At 67.4% G+C, this 20,188-nt stretch carries 17 protein-coding genes; all 17 read left to right on the plus strand.

Going from position 1 to position 20,188, the window contains the following annotated elements:
- Positions 1–36 precede the first annotated feature (36 nt).
- On the plus strand, positions 37–723 hold the full coding sequence (locus tag AVCA_RS08465; RefSeq protein WP_041807105.1) for a thermostable hemolysin: 687 nt from the start codon (positions 37–39) through the stop codon (positions 721–723).
- Positions 707–2,167, plus strand: coding sequence for an AMP-binding protein (locus AVCA_RS08470; protein WP_012700480.1), 1,461 nt, complete (start codon positions 707–709; stop codon positions 2,165–2,167). The genes AVCA_RS08465 and AVCA_RS08470 overlap by 17 nt, the downstream gene beginning before the upstream one ends.
- Positions 2,168–2,177: 10 nt before the next feature.
- Positions 2,178–2,831, plus strand: coding sequence for a TenA family transcriptional regulator (locus AVCA_RS08475; protein WP_012700481.1), 654 nt, complete (start codon positions 2,178–2,180; stop codon positions 2,829–2,831).
- Between the two features lie 10 nt (positions 2,832–2,841).
- Entirely contained in the window at positions 2,842–3,633 is a 792-nt protein-coding gene (locus AVCA_RS08480) for an SDR family oxidoreductase (RefSeq protein WP_012700482.1), read from the plus strand.
- Positions 3,634–3,771: 138 nt separating this feature from the next.
- Positions 3,772–4,431, plus strand: a complete 660-nt coding sequence (locus tag AVCA_RS08485) for a response regulator (protein WP_012700484.1) — start codon at positions 3,772–3,774, stop codon at positions 4,429–4,431.
- On the plus strand, positions 4,431–5,849 hold the full coding sequence (locus tag AVCA_RS08490) for an ATP-binding protein (protein ID WP_012700485.1): 1,419 nt from the start codon (positions 4,431–4,433) through the stop codon (positions 5,847–5,849). The genes AVCA_RS08485 and AVCA_RS08490 overlap by 1 nt, the downstream gene beginning before the upstream one ends.
- Before the next feature lie 403 nt (positions 5,850–6,252).
- Positions 6,253–6,678, plus strand: a complete 426-nt coding sequence (locus AVCA_RS08495; protein ID WP_012700486.1) for an HIT family protein — start codon at positions 6,253–6,255, stop codon at positions 6,676–6,678.
- The gene (locus AVCA_RS08500; RefSeq protein ID WP_012700487.1) at positions 6,675–6,890 is read left to right on the plus strand and encodes a SlyX family protein; all 216 of its coding nucleotides are present in this window, start codon (positions 6,675–6,677) and stop codon (positions 6,888–6,890) included. Before AVCA_RS08495 ends, AVCA_RS08500 begins: the two co-directional genes overlap by 4 nt.
- Positions 6,891–7,381: 491 nt before the next feature.
- Positions 7,382–9,145: an ABC transporter substrate-binding protein gene (locus tag AVCA_RS08505; protein WP_012700488.1), complete on the plus strand. Its 1,764-nt coding sequence runs from the start codon at positions 7,382–7,384 to the stop codon at positions 9,143–9,145.
- Positions 9,142–10,098, plus strand: a complete 957-nt coding sequence (locus tag AVCA_RS08510) for an ABC transporter permease (RefSeq protein ID WP_012700489.1) — start codon at positions 9,142–9,144, stop codon at positions 10,096–10,098. The genes AVCA_RS08505 and AVCA_RS08510 overlap by 4 nt, the downstream gene beginning before the upstream one ends.
- Positions 10,095–10,997, plus strand: coding sequence for an ABC transporter permease (locus AVCA_RS08515; RefSeq protein WP_012700490.1), 903 nt, complete (start codon positions 10,095–10,097; stop codon positions 10,995–10,997). Before AVCA_RS08510 ends, AVCA_RS08515 begins: the two co-directional genes overlap by 4 nt.
- Positions 10,994–12,622, plus strand: coding sequence for a dipeptide ABC transporter ATP-binding protein (locus tag AVCA_RS08520; protein WP_012700491.1), 1,629 nt, complete (start codon positions 10,994–10,996; stop codon positions 12,620–12,622). The genes AVCA_RS08515 and AVCA_RS08520 overlap by 4 nt, the downstream gene beginning before the upstream one ends.
- A 212-nt stretch (positions 12,623–12,834) precedes the next feature.
- Positions 12,835–13,098 (plus strand): YeaC family protein, encoded by a 264-nt coding sequence (locus AVCA_RS08525; RefSeq protein WP_012700492.1) that lies wholly within the window; start codon positions 12,835–12,837, stop codon positions 13,096–13,098.
- Positions 13,098–13,925 (plus strand): DUF2797 domain-containing protein, encoded by an 828-nt coding sequence (locus AVCA_RS08530; protein ID WP_012700493.1) that lies wholly within the window; start codon positions 13,098–13,100, stop codon positions 13,923–13,925. Before AVCA_RS08525 ends, AVCA_RS08530 begins: the two co-directional genes overlap by 1 nt.
- Before the next feature lie 74 nt (positions 13,926–13,999).
- Positions 14,000–16,657 (plus strand): aminopeptidase N, encoded by a 2,658-nt coding sequence (gene pepN, locus AVCA_RS08535; protein ID WP_012700494.1) that lies wholly within the window; start codon positions 14,000–14,002, stop codon positions 16,655–16,657.
- Between the two features lie 178 nt (positions 16,658–16,835).
- A complete protein-coding gene (locus AVCA_RS08540) occupies positions 16,836–18,332 on the plus strand; it encodes an acetyl-CoA hydrolase/transferase family protein (protein ID WP_012700495.1) in 1,497 nt (498 codons plus the stop codon).
- Between the two features lie 462 nt (positions 18,333–18,794).
- Positions 18,795–20,162 (plus strand): group II intron reverse transcriptase/maturase, encoded by a 1,368-nt coding sequence (gene ltrA / locus AVCA_RS08545; protein ID WP_012700496.1) that lies wholly within the window; start codon positions 18,795–18,797, stop codon positions 20,160–20,162.
- The last annotated feature ends 26 nt before the right edge of the window (positions 20,163–20,188 follow it).

Consider the following 20,188-nt stretch of genomic DNA (forward strand, 5'->3'; position numbering starts at 1 on the left):
AATCGCCTCCAATCTCCCCACCCCGAGGTTTGCAAGATGGAGCTGTCATGGGAACGGCACGAACCCCTGGCTCTGATCGGGCGTCAACGAACGCTGAGTGTGCACCTGGTCAGGCCCTCTCCGGGCTCGGTTCGCCGCCAGGCGCTGGAAACCTTCATCCGGACCCGCTTCGCCGACTACTACGCGGCGCGCATCCGGCATTTCATGCCCTGCCTGCTGGGTTTCGAGGATGAGGACGGCGAGGTACAGGCGGCCGCCGGCCTGCGTCCGGCCAGGGAAGCGCGGGAGCTGTTTCTCGAACGCTATCTGGACGCGCCCATCGAGCGTGTCGTCGGCGAGTGCACGGGACTGCCGGTGGTCCGCGAGAACATCGTCGAAGTAGGCAATTTCGCTGCCCGGGGACCCGGCGGCGCGCGCGTGCTGATCACCGCCCTGACCGATCTGGTCGGTGCCCTGGGGTTCCGTTGGGTCGTGTTCACCGGGACGGCGATCCTGCTGAACAGTTTCCAGCGCCTGGGGCTGCCGCTGGTCGAGCTGGGGCCGGCGGACCCGGCCCGCATGGGGGCGGAACTGGCCGACTGGGGGCGCTACTACGACAGCCATCCGCAGGTCATGGCGATCGACGTCGCCGAAACCCACGGGCGCCTGCGGGCTGCCGGCATCTATCAGCGCCTGGGTTATCGGCCGCTGTATCGGGAGATCGCCGATGTCGCCTGCGGTTGAATCCTTCTGGCAGGCCCTGGCGGCCCATGGCGAGCGGCCCGCCCTGCAGGAAGGCGAGTGCCGGTTGAGCTATCGCCAGTTGCTCGACGAGGTGGACGTCCGGGCCGGCTATCTGCGTCGGGCCGCCGTCCGGCGCCTGGCGCTGGATCTGGACAACGGCATCGAATGGGCGCTGTGGGATCTGGCGGCGCTGCGCGCCGGCGTCGTTTGCGTTCCGCTGCCGGGCTTCTTTTCCGCCGAGCAGCAGCGCCATGTACTGGACAGCGCCGGCGTCGACACGCTGATCGCCGCCGATCTTTCCCGGCATACCGGCCTGGGTTTCGAGCCGCTGGCCGGACAGGTCGCGCAGCGCCGGCCGGCGCGGGTCGCCGAGTTGCCGGCGGGAACCCTGAAGATCACCTACACCTCCGGCACCACCGGTCGGCCGAAAGGCGTCTGCCTGGATGCCGACCTGCAACTGCGGGTGGCTTCCAGCCTGTGGCAGTCCTGCGGGCCGAGCGGGATCGAACGCCACCTGTGCGTGCTGCCGCTGGCGGTCCTGCTGGAGAACGTCGCCGGTCTTCATGCGCAGCTACTCGGCGGGGCGCTGGTCGAGTTGGCGCCGATGGCCCGGGTGGGCCTGGAAGGGGCGAGTCGCTTCGATCTGCCGCGCTTTCTCGAAACGCTGCGACGCAGCCGTCCGAGCAGCCTGATCCTCCTGCCGCAACTACTGCTGGCCTGGGTGACGGCTCTGGAAAGCGGCCAGCCGCTAGCCGACTCCCTGCGTTTCGTCGCGGTCGGCGGCGGACGGGTCGCGCCGCAGTTGCTCGAACGCGCCGAGGCGCTCGGCCTGCCGGTGTTCGAGGGCTACGGGCTGTCCGAGTGCGCTTCAGTGGTCTGCCTGAATAGCCCCGGCCAGCGGCGCATCGGCAGCGTCGGCCGGCCCCTGCCGCACCTGGAGCTGCGCCTGGCCGACGACGGCGAGGTCGAGGTCCGCGGCGCGCGGATGCTCGGCTACCTCGGCGAGCCGGCGCCGCGCGGCGATTGGCTGGGTACCGGCGATCTCGGCCACTTCGAGGACGAGTTCCTGGTCCTGCGCGGGCGCAAGAAGCACCAGTTCGTCACCGCCTTCGGACGCAACGTCAACCCGGAATGGGTCGAGGCTGAACTGCTCCAGCAGGCGCCGATCGCCCAGGCCTGGCTGTACGGCGAGGCGCTGCCGGCCAACGTGGCCGTGCTGCAGCCGCGCTCGGCCGGGATCGACGACGAGGCGCTGGCGCAGGCCGTGGCGCGGGTCAACGCCGGCCTGCCGGACTATGCCCGCGTCCATCGCTGGCTGCGTGCCGAGCAGCCGTTCGGCGTCGCCAACGGCCTGGCCACCGCCAATGGCCGGCTGTGCCGGGCGGCTCTGCTCGAACATTACCGGACGGCCATCGAACGTGTGCTGTCCACCCCCGTTCCCTGAAGGAGACACCATGGATTTCCATACGAGGCTGCAAGCGCAGACCGTGGCCGAACGCGAGTACCTGCTGGCGGCGCCGCTCATCGAGCTGGCGTTGCAGGGGCGGCTCGCCCTGAACGGTTATCTGGCGTTCCTCGGCCAGGCCTACCATCACGTCAAGCACACCGTGCCGCTGCTGATGGCCTGCGGGGCGCGCCTGCCCGAGCGGCTGGAATGGCTGCGCGAGGCGATCGGCGAATACATCGAGGAAGAGTACGGCCACCAGGAATGGATTCTCGACGACATCCGTGCCTGCGGCGGCGATGCCGAGGCGGTGCGCCGCGCCACGCCCAACCTGCCCACCGAACTGATGGTCAGCTACGTCTACGACCGCATCAACCGCGGCAACCCGGTCGGCTTCTTCGGCATGGTCCAGGTGCTGGAGGGCACCAGCGTCGTCGTCGCCAGTCGCGCCGCCGCCGCCCTCCAGGCATCCCTCGGACTGCCGCCGCAGGCGTTCAGCTACTTGACCTCGCACGGCAGCCTGGATCTCGAACACATCGAGCTGTTCAAGGGGCTGATGAATCGTCTGGAGGATGGCGAGGACCAGGCCGCGGTGATACACACCGCGAAGGTGGTCTATCGCCTGTATGGCGATATGTTCCGCAGCCTGTCGCTGAGCGCCTGAGGAGGAAGACATGCAGTTGTCCGATTGTCGAGGATTGCTGACCGGCGCCGGTGGCGGCATCGGCCAGGCGCTGGTGGTGCGGCTCTGCGAGGGCGGAGCCCGGCTGTTGCTGGTCGGGCGCCACCTCGAGCCGCTGCAGAGGCTGCGGCAGCGCTATCCGGCGCAGCTGGAAATCGTCCAGGCGGACATCGCCGAGGCAGCGGGGCGTCAGGCGGTACTGGCCGCGGCCAGGCGTTTCGGCGGCCTCAACACCCTGGTCAACGCCGCCGGGAACAACCGTTTCAGCCTGCTGGAGGACCACGACGAGGAGGGGATCGCCGAACTGATCGGGCTCAACGTCACCGCCACCCTGCAGCTCACCCATTGCCTGCTGCCCTTGTTGCGCCAGCAGACGCGTGCCCTGGTGGTCAACGTCGGCTCGACCTTCGGCTCCCTCGGCTACCCCGGCTTCACTGCCTACTGCGCCAGCAAGTTCGCCGTGCGCGGCTTCTCCGAGGCGCTGCGCCGCGAACTCGCCGATACCCAGATCAAGGTCCTCTACGTCGCGCCGCGGGCCACCCATACGGGAATGAACGCCGACAACGTGGTGGCGATGAACGACGCGCTGAAGGTGGCCATGGACGACCCGCAGACGGTGGCGGCGGCGCTCGCCGAGGCGATCCTGCGCGAGCGCGAGGAGCTTTACCTGGGCTGGCCGGAAAAGCTCTTCGTGCGCCTCAACAGCCTGTTGCCGCGGGTCGTCGACCAGGCCCTGCGCAAGCAGTTGCCGGTCATCCAGCGTTTCGCCCGCGACAAGTCCTGAGCGAAGTCCCTGGCGCAGCGGCTGGAGGTATTCCGTGAACCGGTTCATCCTGCGCGGCCAGGGCGCGAGATCGCCGATAGCGGACGGCGCCCGGCAGGGCGCCGGGCCGAAGTGACCCGGAAAAGGCGGGAGTGGAGCATGCGTATTTTGCTGGTGGAGGACGATGCGGCGCTGGGCGAGGGTATCCGCACCGCCCTCAAGCCCGAGGGCTATACGGTCGACTGGCTGCAGGACGGCGCCAGCGCGCTGCACGCCCTCGGTTGCGAGAGCTTCGATCTCTGTGTGCTCGATCTCGGCCTGCCGCGGCTGGATGGTCTGGACGTGCTCCGCCGCCTGCGTGCCGCGGGCAATCCGCTGCCGGTGCTGGTGCTGACCGCGCGCGACGCGACCAGCGAGCGCATCGCCGGACTGGATGCCGGCGCCGACGACTACCTGGTCAAGCCCTTCGATGTCGCCGAGCTGAAAGCCCGTCTGCGGGCGCTGCTGCGGCGCAGCTTCAACCGCCCGCAGCCGGCCCTGGAATATCGCGGCATCCAACTCGACCCGCAGAGCCAGGCGGTCAGTTACCAGGGGCGGGACATCACCCTGGCGCGCAAGGAGTTTTTGCTGCTGCACGAACTGCTGGCGCAGCCGGGCCGGGTGCTGACCCGCGATCGTCTGCAGCAGGCGCTCTACGGCTGGAGCGAAGAGGTGGAGAGCAACGCCCTGGAGGTGCATGTGCACCACCTGCGGCGCAAGTTCTTTCCCGAACTGATCCGTACCGTGCGCGGCGTCGGCTACATGGTGGACAAGGCCTGATGCGCTCGATCCGCGCCCGCACCCTGTTTCTCGTCCTCGCTGTGCTGGCCTTCACCCTCTCGCTGATCTCCTACAAGAGCTACAGGGACGCCCAGCACGAGATCGAGGAGTTGTTCGATGCGCAACTGGCGCAGACCGCCCGCCTGCTCGCCGGGCTGGTCGGCCGCGAAATGCTCGAACGCGAGCGCGAGGAGGTGCAGGCCATGCTCGACGAGGCGCTGGCGATGCAGACCCTGCCGGGCGGGCACGCGGCACTGTCGCTGGGACACCGCTACGAGGGCAAGCTGGCCTTCCAGGTGTTCGACGAGCGGGGCGAATTGATCCTGCATTCGGCGAGCGCCCCGCGCACCCTGTTGTCCAGCCTGCTGACGCAGGTGCCGGACGCCCTGGCCGACGAGCGGCTGATCGGCTACCACCTGCTGGATCTGGAGCCGTTTCGCTGGCGAGTCTTCGTTCTCCACGACCGGGCTGACCAGCGCTGGATTCTGGTCGGCGAGCGCGAGGACGTGCGCGGCGAACTGGCGGACAAGATCGCCAAGCGCAGCCTGTTGCCGGACCTGTTCGGCCTGCCGCTGCTGGCGTTGCTGGTCTGGCTGGCGATCGGCTGGGGCCTGCGTCCGCTCGAACGCATGGTCGGGCTGATCCGGGCGCGCGACCCGGACAACCTGGCGCCGTTGCTGCTGGCGCCCCTGCCGCGGGAGCTGGAGCCGGTGGTGGCGGCCCTCAACCGCCTGTTGCTGCAGGTCACCCAGTTGCTGGAGCGCGAGCGCCAGTTGCTCGCCGCCGCCGCCCACGAGCTGCGCACGCCGCTGGCGGTGCTGCGCATTCATGCGCAGAACGCCCTCGAGGCGCCCGATCCGGCCGACCGCGCCGAAGCGCTTCGCCAACTGGGGCCGGGCGTCGAGCGGGCGACCCGGGTGGTCGGGCAGTTGCTGGCGCTGGCCCGCCTGGAGCCGGCGGCGGTGCAACTGCACATGACCCGTCTCGACCTGGCCGCCTTCCTGCGCAGCGAACTGGCCGAACTGACGCCGCTGGCGCTGGCCAAGGGGCAGGAGCTGACCCTGGAAACCACCGGCGCAGGCGGCTATGTGCTGCGCGGCGATGCGCCCAGCCTGGCGATCCTGGTGCAGAACCTGGTCGCCAATGCGGTGCAGTACACCCCGCAAGGGGGTTGTATCCGATTATTGCTCGAGGCCGATGCGGACGACCTCCTGCTGCGCGTGCAGGACAGCGGGCCGGGAATTCCGCCGGCGCTGCGCGAGAAGGTGTTCGAGCGCTTCTTCCGTGCCGGAGACGGCCAGGGCGCCGGGCTCGGCCTGTCCATCGTGCGACGGGCGGTGGAGTTGCACGGCGGCGAGATCGCCCTGGGCGCTTCGCCCCTCGGCGGACTGGAGGTTTCCGTTCGCCTGCCCCGTTAGCTATGCTGCCCAGCCAGAGGGCCGCCGCCCTCCCATTGATGAGCGGGCGAGGTGATTACCCTGCGGCTTGCTAGGGCCTGTTGACGTTTGGGCGTAGGCCGCGACGGAGGCCCGTTTGGCGCAGAACAAGGAACGAGGAGAGAAGTTTGGTCATTCCAAATGAACGACGAGCGACGCCGTGCTGCGCCAAACGGGCCCCGTCCCTGCGGGTGGGGCCGCCCAGGTTGCGCGGCAAATGCCGCCATGCGGCGTTGCGGGTCTTGGCAAGGGAATGACCATTGCCGGCGACCCGCGCCTTGCCGAACGCGGCCCGGCCTGGCGGCATTTGACGCGGCAGCGCGGCTCACGCCCAAATGTCAACAGGCCCTAAATCCACCCAGAATCCGCACAAGGAGACAAGGTCATGTTCGCTCTGGATTCACGTTTGCAACAGGACACCCTGCCCATCGGCGATTTCCCGTTGTGCCGTCTGCTGCTGATGAACGATGCCCACTATCCCTGGTTCGTCCTGGTGCCGCGCAGGGAGGAGGTCGTCGAGCTGTTCCAGCTCGACGCCGAGGACCAGCGGGCCTTCTGGCAGGAAACCACCGAACTGGCGGAGACCCTCAAGGACACCTTCGGCGCCGACAAGATGAACGTGGCCGCCCTGGGCAACCAGGTCGCCCAACTGCACATGCACGTCATCGTGCGCCGGCGCGACGACGCCGCCTGGCCGACGCCGGTGTGGGGAAGGCATCCGGCGAAGCCCTACACGGACGCGCAGATCGCCGCCATCCGCGACAAGCTGCGTCTGGTGCTGACCGGGGATTTCCGCTTCATGGAGGAATGAACATGAGCCTGGAAACGCGCATCAACGATCTGGAAACTCGCCTGGCCTTCCAGGACGACACCATTCAGGCGCTGAACGATGTACTGGTCGCCCAGCAGCGGGTAGTCGAGCGCCTGCAGATGCAGTTGGAAGCCTTGGCCAAGCGCCAGGAGGAACTGATCGAGGAATTCGGCTCGGTGGACGACGACGGGGCGCCGCCACCGCACTACTGACCCGAAACTCCGTGCCTGCTCCGGTCGTGAATGAATTCGCTCCTACCCGGGAGCGCCCCTTGCAGCAGCGAACGTTCGGTGCTCTTCACTGTGGCAGCGAATTCATTCGCGCCCCGCGCCAACGGCGCGGCAAACCGGAGGCTGGCCGTGAGGCGGCCGTAATCCGCCGATGGTTCGGCGGGACGGCTGCTTTTCGTAGGAGTGGATTCATCCGCGACCTGCCGCGAAGCGGCAGCTATCGCCGTAGCGTGTCGCCGATTTGCCGTACTGCCGGCCCAGGGGGCGCGGATGAATTCGTTCCGGAAGAGGCGAGCGGGGCGCTGGGCTTCATTAAATGCATTATTTGTATATCTATTACAAAATAATGCACCGAATAAATAATATTCTTATTTGAAAAAAGAATTTCAATTTCTTTTTTTATAAAAATACGCTGGGCTCCACACCGTCACTAAGAACCGCCCGACCTTCGCGGGCTGCAGATGGATGGACCCATGAGCGATTATCCGAACGACAGCTTTTCCCTTTCCTCCCTGGTCGGTCACTCGCCCGGCAAGTCCAGTCGCCCCGAAGCGCCGGCGGCATTTGTCCCCGGCCAGTCGAACGGCACCGCGCCGGGCGCACTGCGCAGTCTGGCGCGCCGCCTGGCCGGCCTGGTGATTCCCGTGGCCGCCACGCTCGCCCTGGCCGGCTGCTCGCCGTCGGCCGAGGACGGCCAGGCCGCCAGGACCCTGAAGATCGCCTTCTGGGGCGACAACACCGTGCTGGTCAGCGTCGATCCCTTCCAGGTCTACTGGATCGAGCATCGCGTGCTGTTGCGCAACGTCGCCGAATCGCTGACCGACCAGGACCCGAAGACCGGCGAGATCATTCCTTGGCTGGCGAAAAGCTGGGAAGTGAGCGACGACGCCCTGGAGTACACCTTCCACCTGCGCGAGGACGTCACCTTCAGTAACGGCGAGCGTTTCGACGCCCAGGCGGTGAAGATCGCCTTCGACAGCAACAAGGCGTTCGCCGCCGAGGTGCCGTCGACTTTCGGCGCCACCTACCTGGCCGGCTACGAGCATGCCGAGGTGCTCGACGCTTTCACCGTCAAGCTGGTGCTGTCGCGGCCCAATGCCGGTTTCCTGCAGGCCGCCTCCACCACCAACCTGGCGATCCTCGCGCCCGCTTCCTACCGACTGACGGCCAGGGAGCGTTCCCTCGGCAAGATCGTCGGCAGCGGCCCCTTCGTCCTGGAAAGCTACACCCCGGAAGTCGGCGCCAGACTGGTCAAGCGCAAGGACTACGCCTGGCCTTCGGCGAACCTGAAGAACCCCGGCGCGGCGCACCTGGACAGCGTCGAACTCAGCTACGTGCCGGAGGAAAGCGTGCGCAACGGCCTGTTCCTGCAGGGGCAGGTCGACATCCTCTGGCCGCGCAACCCTTTCTCCGAGGTGGACCTGAAGCTGTTCCAGTCCAGGGGCGCCACCATCCAGAGCCGTTCGCTGCCGGGGCCGGCCTTCAACCTTTATCCGAACGCCCAGGACAAGCGTGTCCTGGCCGACCCCAGGGTACGCCTGGCGCTGCAGAAGGCGATCGACCGCAAGACCTACGCCGCCACCATCTACAACCCGGATTTTCCAGTGGTGGACGGGGTGTACGACCTGACCACGCCTTATTTCAAGACCCAGGGCGCCAAGCTGGCCTACGACCCGGCCGGCGCGGAGCGCCTGCTCGACGAGGCCGGCTGGGTCAAGGGCGCCGACGGCTACCGGCAGAAGGACGGCAAGCGCCTGAGCCTGACCTACATCCTGTCGCCCGCCGAAACGGCCGGCGACGTGCTGGTTCAGGATCAACTGCGCAAGGTCGGCATCGAGCTGAAGCTCGACGTGCTCACCCGCGCCGAGCGGGTCACGGCCAACGCCGCGGGCAACTACGACCTGACCTCCAGCTACATGAGCCGTGCCGATCCGATCATCCTGCAGACCATTCTCGATCCGCGCACGGCCAACAGCGCCGCCCTGGCCAGCAACATCTATTCCCCGCAGACCCTGGAGCGCGCCACGGCGCTGTTCGACGCCGGCATCACCGCGACCGCCGGCGGGCAGCGCGCCCGCGCCTATGGCGAACTGCAGGACCTGCTGATCGACGAGGGCCTGGCCTTCCCGATCTACGAGCGCGTCTGGCAGGCCGCCACCGCGCCGCGCGTGCGCAACTTCCAGTGGTCCGCCGAGGGCTTCGCCTTCCTCAGCGACATCGAGGTGGACCAGCCATGAGCCGCTACCTGATCGGCCGCGTCGGCCAGGCCCTGCTGGTGCTCTGGGGGGCCTACAGCATCGCCTACGCCATCCTTTATCTGCTGCCCGCCGATACCCTGGCAATCATGCTCAGCGCCTCGGGACTGGAGATCGACTCGCTGCCCGAGGAGGAGATCGCCCGTGCGCGCGCCTACTATGGGCTGGACCGGAGCTTCCTGGAGCAGTATTTCGACCTGTTGTGGGGCGCCCTGCAGGGCGACCTCGGCCAGTCGCTGACGCAGAACCGCCCGGTCGCCGAACTGCTCGCCGAACGCCTGCCGCAGACCCTGTCGCTGGCCGGGTTGGCGATACTGCTGTCGCTGGCCGGCGGCATCGGTCTGGCCTACCTGACCGCCTACGTGCGTTGGCAGCCCCTGAAGGCGGCGCTGGCCCGCCTGCCTTCGCTGGGCTTCTCGATCCCGGTGTTCTGGATGGGCCTGCTGCTGATCCAGGTGTTCGCCTTCGGCCTCGGCTGGTTCCCGGCCACCGGCAACGCGGGTTTCGAAAGCCTGGTGCTGCCGGCGGTGACCCTGGCGATCCCCAGCGCGGCGGTCTACGCCCAGGTGCTGCAGCGCGGCTTCCAGTGCGTGTGGCGCGAGCCCTATATCGTCACCGCCTACGCCAAGGGGCTCAGCCATGGCCAGGTACAGGCGCGCCATGCCTTCAAGAACGCTGCGCTGCCGCTGCTCACCCTGATCGGCCTGCAGGTGGGCAACACAGTGTCCGGCGCGGTGCTGGTGGAGACCATCTTCACCCGCTCCGGGGTCGGCCGGCTGGTCCAGGAAGCCGTGCTGCGCCAGGACATCCCGGTGGTGCTGGCGGTGGTCGCGGTGTCCGCGGCGGCTTTCGTCGCGGTCAACCTGATCGTCGACCTGCTCTATCCCACCCTCGACCCGCGCATCGCCCATATGCCCGAGGTGTCACAGCCATGACCGTCGATATCCGTTTCGATTCTCCGCTGGGCGCCGTGGAGACGGGCGATGCCACTTGGCGTCGTCGCGGCCGCCTGCGCCGCAGCCTCGCCGCCTGCCTGCCGCTGCTGCGCCGGCCCGGCTTCCTGCTGGCCCTGGCGGTGGTCGCCTTCGCCCTGCTGGCGGCCGTCGCTCCCGGTCTGCTGAGTGGCTTCGATCCCTACGCCACCGCGCCGGCCGACAAGCTCAGGCCGCCCGACGCCACGCACTGGTTCGGTACCGACGAACTGGGCCGCGACCTCTACACACGGGTGGTGCACGGCGCCAGCCTGTCGGTGCTGGCGGCCCTGCTGGCGGTGGGCATCGCCCTGGCCGGCGGGCTGGGTCTCGGCATCCTTTCCGGCTTCGCCGGCGGCCGCCTCGACGCCTTCATCATGCGTTTCATCGACGTGCTGCTGGCCTTGCCCGGCCTGTTGCTGGCGCTGGCCATAGTCACCGCCATCGGCTTCGGCACCGTGCCGGTGGCCATCGCCGTGGGCGTCGCGCTGGTTCCGGGCTTCGCGCGCACCACCCGCGCCGAGGTGCTGCGGGTCAAGACCCTGCCCTACGTGGAGGCCGCGCGCCTGGGCGGCGCCAGTTGGACGCGCACCCTGCTGCTGCACATCCTGCCCAACGCCTGGAGTCCGGTGGCGGTGCTCGCCACCCTGGATTTCGGTGCCGCCATCCTGGCCACCGCCGGCCTCAGCTTCCTCGGTTTCGGCGCGGCGCCGCCGGCGGCGGAGTGGGGCACGCTGATTTCCAATGGCCGGCACTTCCTGATCACCGCTCCCTGGGTGTCGCTGCTGCCGGGGCTGTTCCTGGTGGCGGTGGTGTTCAGTCTCAACCACATTGCCCGTACCCTGGAGGAGGTTCAGCGATGAGTGAACGACAACCCCTGGTCGAGGTCAGCGGGCTTGCCGTCTCCTACCGCTTCGCCGGTCAGCTCGTCCAGGCCGTGCGGGATGTTTCCCTGTCCGTCGGCGCGGGCGAAATCCTGGCCATCGTCGGCGAGTCCGGTTCGGGCAAGACCACCCTGGCCAACGCCATTCTCGGCCTGCTGCCGGACAATGCGCGGGTCGTTTCCGGTCGGCTGCTGGTCGCCGGGCAGGATATCGGCCGGGCCCCCGAGCGCCTCGGGCGGCAGTTGCGCGGCAGCGTCGTCGGCCTGGTGCCGCAGGACCCGATGGTCAGCCTCAACCCGACCCTGCGCATCGGCCGGCAGATCGCCGAGGCACTGATCCGGGCCCGCGGCAGCCGCTATCCCGGACTGGACGCCGAGGTCGTCGCGCTGCTCGAACAGGTCGGCCTGGACAAGCCGCTGCTGCGCGCCCGCCAGTACCCCCACGAACTGTCCGGCGGCATGCGCCAGCGCGTGCTGATCGCCATCGCCCTGGCCGGCGACCCGCGCCTGATCGTCGCCGACGAGCCGACCAGCGCCCTCGACGTCACGGTCCAGCGGCGCATCCTCGACCACCTGGAACGGCTGGTGAAGGAGCGCGGCATCTCGTTGCTTATCATCACCCACGACCTCGGCGTGGCCGCCGACCGCGCCGACCGGGTGCTGGTGATGAAGGATGGCGAACTGGTCGAGCAGGGCCCGCCGCAGCACATCCTGGTCGCCCCGCGGCAGGACTACACCCGCGCGCTGATCGCCGCCGCCCCGGCTTTCGGCAACCGCCCGCGGCCGGCCGCGCCGCCGCCCGCCGGCGAGGTGCCGCTGCTGGCCCTGGAAGATGTCGGCAAGCACTACCGACTGCCGCGGCTGAAGGGCGAGGCGTCGAGCCTGCGGGCGCTCGACGGGGTCGGCCTGGAGGTCCACCGCGGCCAGACCCTGGCCATCGTCGGCGAGTCCGGTTCCGGCAAGAGCACCATCCTGCGCATCGCCCTCGGCCTGGAGAAGCCCGACCGGGGGCGCGTGCTGTTCGACGGCGAGGACGTCACCGGCTTCGGCTGGCGGCAATTCCGTCCGCTGCGCCGGCGCATGCAACTGGTCCAGCAGAATCCCTTCGCCGCCCTCGACCCGCGCTTCTCCATCTTCGACAGCATCGTCGAACCGCTGGTCTCCTTCGGGCTGGCCAAAGGGCGCGAGCTGGAGGTGGCCGCGCGCCGGCTGATCGACCGGGTCCGCCTGCCGACCGCCTACCTCGACCGCCTGCCGCGCGAACTCTCCGGCGGTCAGCGCCAGCGCGTCGCCATCGCCCGCGCCCTGGCCCTGCAGCCGGACCTGCTGCTGCTCGACGAGCCGGTTTCGGCCCTCGACGTCTCGGTTCAGGCGCAGATCCTCGACCTGCTCGACGAACTGCAGCACGAGTTGGGGGTCGCCTACGTGCTGGTTTCCCACGACCTCGCGGTGGTCGGCAGCATCGCCCACCGGGTGTTGGTGCTGAACAAGGGCCGGGTGGTGGAACAGGGGCCGACCGGCCAGGTCTTCGAACGGCCGGCCAGCGACTACACGCGGGAACTGCTCGACGCCATACCGGGGCGGAGGCTGGCGAAGGCATCCTGAGCCCTCCGCATCGACGAACGCCGCCGCCTGCCCCGACGCCACGCATAGGGAGCGGGTGCGGGGCGATCGCGGCTGCGCAAAGGACCGGAAAAGACCCTGCCGCGATCCCGCCCGGTCCGAGGCCGGGCGGGAGCTTGCATGCGTTTGCCCCGCGCGCGGCAGCCCGCGCGGCTCTGGGTTAGAATGCAGGCAGAATCCCGCAGGAGTCTTCCATGTCGTCCTTCAAAGAAATGATCGAGAACATCACCCCGGAGATCTACCGGAATCTCAAGCTGGCGGTGGAAATCGGCAAATGGCCGGATGGCCGCAAGCTGACCCAGGAGCAGAAGGAACTGAGCCTGCAGGCGATGATCGCCTGGGAGATCCGGAACCTGCCGGAGGAGGAGCGCACCGGCTACATGGGCGAGCAGAAATGCAAGTCGAGCGGCGAGCCGATTCCCAACCTGCTGTTCAAGCCCTCGGATACCCTGCACTGATGGCCGAACTCGCACGCGGCGCGCTGGACAAAATGGCGACGCGCCTCGATGCCCCGGTGCAGTACGCCCTGCGCCTGGGCGAGGCGCAGGTGCCGGTCAACCCGCTGCTCGGCAGCCCTCTGCGCCTGGAATACCTGGGCGTCATCCATTGCTGCCATTGCGGGCGCAGGACCGCCAAGAGCTTCGGCCAGGGCTACTGCTATCCCTGTTTCAAGAAGCTGCCGCAGTGCGACAGTTGCATCGTCAGTCCGGAGAAGTGCCACCATGCCCAGGGCACCTGTCGCGATCCGGCCTGGGGCGAGCGCTTCTGCATGAGCGAGCATGTCGTCTACCTGGCCAACTCCTCCGGCGTCAAGGTCGGCATCACTCGTGCCAGCCAGGTGCCGACCCGCTGGCTCGACCAGGGCGCCAGCCAGGCGCTGCCGATCCTGCGCGTCGCCACCCGCCAGCAGTCGGGACTGGTGGAAGACCTCCTGCGCAATCAGGTCGCCGACCGCACCAACTGGCGCGCGCTGCTCAAGGGCGAGGCCGCGCCGGTCGATCTGCCGGCCGTGCGCGAGCGACTCTTCGAAATCTGCCGGGAAGGACTCGAAACCCTGCGGACACATTTCGGCCCGCAGGCGATCCAGCCCCTGGGCGACGCCGAGCCGGTGGAGATCCGCTATCCGGTGGAAAGCTACCCCGGAAAGATCGTCAGCCTCGACCTGGACAAGACACCCGTGGTGGAAGGAACCCTGAAGGGCATCAAGGGCCAATATCTGATCTTCGACGTCGGGGTGATCAACATCCGCAAGTACACGGCGTACCAGTTGGCCGTCTCGATCTGAGCCGGGCCCGGCCTTATATCCCCTCACCCCATCCCGCTCCCGCCGAGGGCGGCGGGTATCGATGGAGCCGAACGATGCGTACCGAACAGCCGAAAACCGTTTACCTCAAGGACTATCAGGCGCCGGACTACCTGATCGACGAGACCCACCTGAGCTTCGAGCTGCACGAGGACCGCACCCTGGTGCAGGCGCGCCTGGCGATGCGCCGCAACCCGGCCGGTGGCGCCGGCCTGCCGCCGCTGGTGCTGGACGGGCAGCAACTGGAGCTTTTGGCGGTCACCCTCGACGGCCGCGAGCTGGGCGTCCACGAATACCAACTGGACGACAGCCACCTGAGCCTGCAGCCCGAGCGCGCCGAGTTCGTCGTCGAAACCCGCGTATGCATTCACCCGGAGAGCAACACCGCGCTCGAAGGGCTCTACAAGTCCGGCAAGATGTTCTGCACCCAGTGCGAAGCCGAGGGCTTTCGCAAGATCACCTACTACCTCGACCGTCCGGACGTGATGAGCCGCTTCACCACCACGCTCAGCGCCGAGCAGCAGCGTTACCCGGTGCTGCTCTCCAACGGCAACCCGGTGGCCAGCGGCAATACCGACAACGGCCGGCACTGGGCGACCTGGGAGGACCCGTTCAGGAAACCGGCCTACCTGTTCGCCCTGGTCGCCGGCGACCTCTGGTGCGTGGAGGACGAATTCACCACCCTGAGCGGCCGCCGGGTGACCCTGCGCATCTACGTCGAGCCGGAGAACATCGACAAGTGCCAGCACGCCATGGACAGCCTCAAGCGTGCCATGCGCTGGGACGAGGAAACCTATGGCCGCGAGTACGACCTCGACATCTTCATGATCGTCGCGGTCAACGACTTCAACATGGGCGCCATGGAGAACAAGGGGCTCAACATCTTCAACTCCAGCGCCGTGCTGGCCAAGGCCGAGACCGCCACCGACGCCGCCCACCAGCGGGTCGAGGCGATCGTCGCCCACGAGTATTTCCACAACTGGTCGGGCAACCGGGTGACCTGCCGCGACTGGTTCCAACTGTCGCTCAAGGAAGGCTTCACCGTATTCCGCGATGCCGGCTTTTCCGCCGACATGAATTCCGCCACGGTCAAGCGCATCGAGGACGTCGCCTACCTGCGCACCCACCAGTTCGCCGAGGATGCCGGCCCCATGGCCCACTCGGTGCGCCCGGACTCCTACATGGAGATTTCCAACTTCTATACCCTGACCGTCTACGAGAAGGGTTCCGAAGTGGTCGGCATGCTCCGCACGTTGCTCGGCGCCGAGGGATTCCGGCGCGGCAGCGACCTCTATTTCGAGCGTCACGACGGTCAGGCGGTGACCTGCGACGACTTCGTCAAGGCCATGGAGGACGCCAACGGCGTCGACCTGACCCAGTTCAAGCGCTGGTATGCCCAGGCCGGCACGCCGTGCCTGGAGGTCGCCGAGCGGTACGACGCCGCGGCCGGGACCTGCACCCTGACCTTCCGCCAGAGTTGCCCGCCGACCCCCGGCCAGGCGCACAAGGAACCCTTCGTGATTCCCGTGGCGCTGGCGCTGCTCGACGGCCAGGGCCGCGAACTGCCGCTGCGCCTGGCCGGCGAGGCCGAGGCCGCCGGCAGCGGCCGGGTGCTGGCGGTGACCGCCGCCGAGCAGGCGTTCACCTTCGTCGACCTGCCCGAACGGCCGCTGCCGTCGCTGCTGCGCGATTTCTCCGCGCCGGTCAAGCTGGTCTACCCCTACAGCCGCGACCAACTGATGTTCCTCATGCAGCACGACTCCGACGGCTTCAACCGCTGGGAAGCCGGTCAGCAGCTCGCCGTGCAGGTGTTGCAGGAACTGGTCGGCCAGCAGCAGCGCGGCGAGTCCATGGTACTCGACCGGCGCCTGCTCGCAGCGCTGAAGAGCGTGCTGGAGAACGAGGGGCTGGACCCGGCGATGGTCGCCGAAATGCTCTCCCTGCCGGGCGAGGCCTACCTGATCGAGATCAGCGCGGTGGCCGACGTCGAGGCCATCCACGCCGCCCGCGAGTTCGCCCGCCGCGAGATCGCCGGCGCCCTCTACGAGCCGCTCTGGCAGCACTACCGGAGCAATCGCGAAGTCTCGCGGCAGAGCCCCTACGTCGCCTCGGCCGAGCACTTCGCCCGCCGTGCCCTGCAGAACATCGCGCTGTCCTACCTGATGCTCAGCGGGAAGCCGGAAGTGCTGGCCGCTTGCCAGGACCAGTACCAGGCGACCGACAACATGACCGAACGTCTCGCCGCCCTGGCGGTGCTGGTCAACTCGCCGTTCGAGGCGGAGAAGGCCAAGGCGCTGGCGATGTTCGCCGACTACTTCCAGGACGATCCGCTGGTCATGGACCAGTGGTTCGGCGTGCAGGCCGGCTGTCCGCTGCCCGGCGGCCTGGAACGCGTGCAGGCGCTGATGGAGCACCCGGCGTTCACCCTGAAGAACCCCAACAAAGTGCGTGCGCTGATCGGCGCTTTCGCCAACCAGAACCACGTCAACTTCCATCGTGCCGACGGCCTGGGTTATCGCTTCCTCGCCGACCAGGTGATCATGCTCAACGCCCTCAACCCGCAGATCGCCGCCCGCCAGTTGGCGCCGCTGACCCGCTGGCGCAAGTACGACGCGGCCCGCCAGGTGCTGATGCGGGCCGATCTGGAGCGCATCCTCGCTTGCGGCGAACTGTCCAGCGACGTCTACGAAGTGGTCAGCAAGAGCCTGGCCTGAGTGGCGGCGTCCCGCCTTTCCCGGCAGGGGAAGGGCGGGGACGCCTCTGCTCTTTCGCGTTGAACGTCGGCGAACTTCATCAATACGACCTATGTCTACCCTCGACTTAGGTCTGGAAGCGCAATTTCAGCGAAACGATAGACTCGGGAGGTCGTCAACCTGACTCCAGGAAGCTCCCATGAATTCTGATCGCATTCGCCTGCCCTCCCTACTCGAGAAAGTCAAGAGCGCCGACGAAGCCGCTGCGTTGATCAAGGACGGCATGACCGTCGGTATGAGCGGTTTCACCCGTGCCGGTGAGGCCAAGGCCGTACCGCTGGCCCTGGTCGAGCGGGCCAAGAAGGACCCGCTGAAGATCACTCTGGTGACGGGGGCGAGCCTCGGCAACGATATCGACAAGAAGCTGACCGAGGTCGGAGCCCTGGCCCGCCGTCTGCCGTTCCAGGTCGACAACACCCTGCGCAAGGCCATCAACGATGGCCAGGTGATGTTCATCGATCAGCATCTCTCGGAAACCGTCGAGCAGATGCGCGCCAACCAGATCGCCCGGCCGGACATCGCGGTGGTCGAAGCGGTCTCCATCACCGAGAAAGGCCACATCGTTCCGACCACCTCCGTGGGCAACTCGGCCAACTTCGTACAGTTCGCCAAGCAGGTGATCGTCGAGATCAACACCACCCTCAGCCCCGAGCTGGAAGGGTTGCACGATATCTACCTCCCGGAAGAGCGCCCCAACCGTACCCCGGTCAACCTGCTGAAGCCCGATGACCGCATCGGCACCACCGCCATCGAAGTCGATCCCTCGAAGATCGTCGCCATCGTCTTCAGCGACCTGTCCGACTCGCCGTCCAACGCCCTGCCGGCGGACAGCGAAACCCAGGCCATCGCCGACCACCTGATCGAGTTCCTCAAGCAGGAAGTGGATGCCGGTCGTCTGCCCAACAGCCTGCGTCCCCTGCAGGTAGGCATCGGCACCATCGCCAACGCGGTGACCAGCGGTCTGGTCAAGTCGCCCTTCACCGATCTGGTCCAGTATTCGGAAGTGCTGCAGGACTCCACCTTCGAACTGCTGGATGCCGGCAAGCTGAAGTTCGCCTCGGCCAGCTCCATCACCGTATCGGCTCCCTGCGCCGAGCGCGTCTTCGGCAATATCGCCAAGTACAAGGACAAGCTGGTGCTGCGTCCGCAGGAAATCTCCAACCTGCCGGAAATCGTCCGTCGCCTCGGCACCATCAGCATCAACACTGCGCTGGAGTTCGACATCTACGGCAACGTGAACTCCACCCATGTGAACGGCAGCAAGATGATGAACGGCATCGGCGGCTCCGGCGACTTCGCCCGTAACGCGCAACTCGCCGTGTTCGTGACCAAGTCCACCGCCAAGGGCGGGGCCATTTCCAGCGTGGTGCCGATGGTCAGCCACGTCGACCACACCGGCCATGACACGGACATCCTGGTCACCGAGATCGGCCTGGCCGACCTGCGTGGCCTGGCGCCGCGCGAGCGCGCCCGCGCCATCATCGACAACTGCGTGCACCCGGACTATCGCTCTGCGCTGAACGACTACTTCGAGCGCGCCTGCGCCAAGGGCGGTCAGACCCCGCATATCCTGCGCGAAGCCCTGGAGTGGCACATCAACCTGGAAGAGCGCGGCAACATGCTGTCCAAGGGCTAATCGCCCGAGGCTCGCTCGACCCTGAAAACCGCGGCCCCCGGGCCGCGGTTTTTATTTGGTGCGCCCAGCATGGGCGCACTCCTGCGGGTGCAAGTCCCGCCATGAGCTGGTCACAGCGAATGAAGCGAAGCGCAACTGCGTGAGGGCGACCGAGCGTGGGGAGGAAGCGCGGAGCGTAAATCGTGAGCCGATGAACAAGAACCGCATAGAAGGCGCTGCCGAGCAGGGCAAGCGGGCCAATAACCGCGAAGCTCTTGTGACCAAGGCGAGGCGGCGTAGATGCGGCGGTTGTGCGGTGAAGGAGTGCGTTCTTACCTGGGGAGATCTCGCCTCATGCCTGAAAGGGCGACGGTGTCGAGCCGGAGCGAGAAGTCAGCAGAGGTCGTAGTAGCCGCAGTAGCGGGGCCGCAGAGGCCAGATGCGAACCGGTGAAGGACCGAACGAGAGGAAGTGTCGGAAACGATGTTGATGTCGGAGGCCATGCACCAGAGGCCCGCGTGCGCGGGGCGGCATGCCGCAGGCCAGGGTGAAGCCCCGGCCAAGGTATCCCGTGGTGAAGCCGAAGGCCCGCGACACGAGATGGAAGGCACAGGGTCGGCGCTGCTGGAAGCGGCGCTGACGCGAGAGAACCTGCGGCAAGCGTTCAAGCGGGTGCGAGCCAACCGGGGATCGGCGGGCGTGGACGGTCTGGACATCGACCAGACGGCGCGCAAGCTGGTGACCGAGTGGCCTGCGATCCGGGAGCAATTGCTGCGGGGGACGTACCGGCCCAGTCCGGTACGGCGGGTGATGATTCCGAAGCCGGATGGGAGCCAACGAGAATTGGGTATTCCGACGGTGACGGATAGACTGATCCAGCAGGCGTTGTTGCAAGTGCTGCAACCGCTGCTTGATCCGAGCTTCAGTGAGCACAGCTACGGGTTCAGGCCCGGAAGACGGGCGCATGACGCGGTGTTGGCCGCGCAATCGTTCGTGCAGTCGGGCCGGCGGATAGTGGTGGACGTGGACCTGGAGAAATTCTTCGACCGGGTCAACCACGACATTCTGATCGACCGCCTACGCAAACGCATCGACGACGCGGGAGTCATCCGGCTGATTCGTGCGTACCTGAACGCGGGGATCATGGATGGCGGGGTGGTCATCGAGCGGGACCAGGGGACGCCGCAAGGCGGGCCGCTGTCGCCGCTGTTGGCCAACGTCCTGCTCGACGAGGTGGACCGGGCGCTGGAGCGGCGGGGCCATTGCTTCGTGCGCTACGCCGATGACTGCAACGTGTACGTACGCAGTCGGCGGGCGGGCGAGCGGGTGATGAATCTGCTGCGCAAGCTGTACGGCCGGCTCAAGCTGAGGGTCAACGAAGCCAAGAGCGCGGTGGCCAGTGCGTTCGGCCGCAAGTTCCTGGGGTATGCCTTCTGGGCAGCGCCGAAGGGACAGGTCAAGCGCAAAGTGGCGGCCAAGCCGTTGGCGACGTTCAAGCAGCGGATCAGGCAACTGACGCGGCGCAGCGGTGGGCGCAGCATGGCGCAAGTCGTGCAGGAGCTGCGTCCGTATGTGCTGGGCTGGAAGGCTTACTTCGGACTGTCGCAGACACCGAGAGTCTGGCGTTCGCTGGGCGAATGGCTGCGGCATCGGTTGCGTGCCGTCCAGCTCAAACAGTGGAAACGCGGCAAGACCCTGTTTCGGGAACTGCGCGCCCTGGGGGCCAGCCACGAGGTGGCGCAACGGATCGCGGCCAACAGCCGCCGATGGTGGCGCAACAGCGGCAAGCTCCTGAACAGCGTGCTCAACCTGGCGTGGTTCGACCGGCTTGGCCTACCCCGACTCGCCTGACCTCAAGCTCTCGAACCGCCCGGTGC

Origin of the sequence: Azotobacter vinelandii CA (assembly GCF_000380335.1) — a bacterium.
Taxonomy (GTDB): Bacteria; Pseudomonadota; Gammaproteobacteria; order Pseudomonadales; family Pseudomonadaceae; genus Azotobacter; species Azotobacter vinelandii.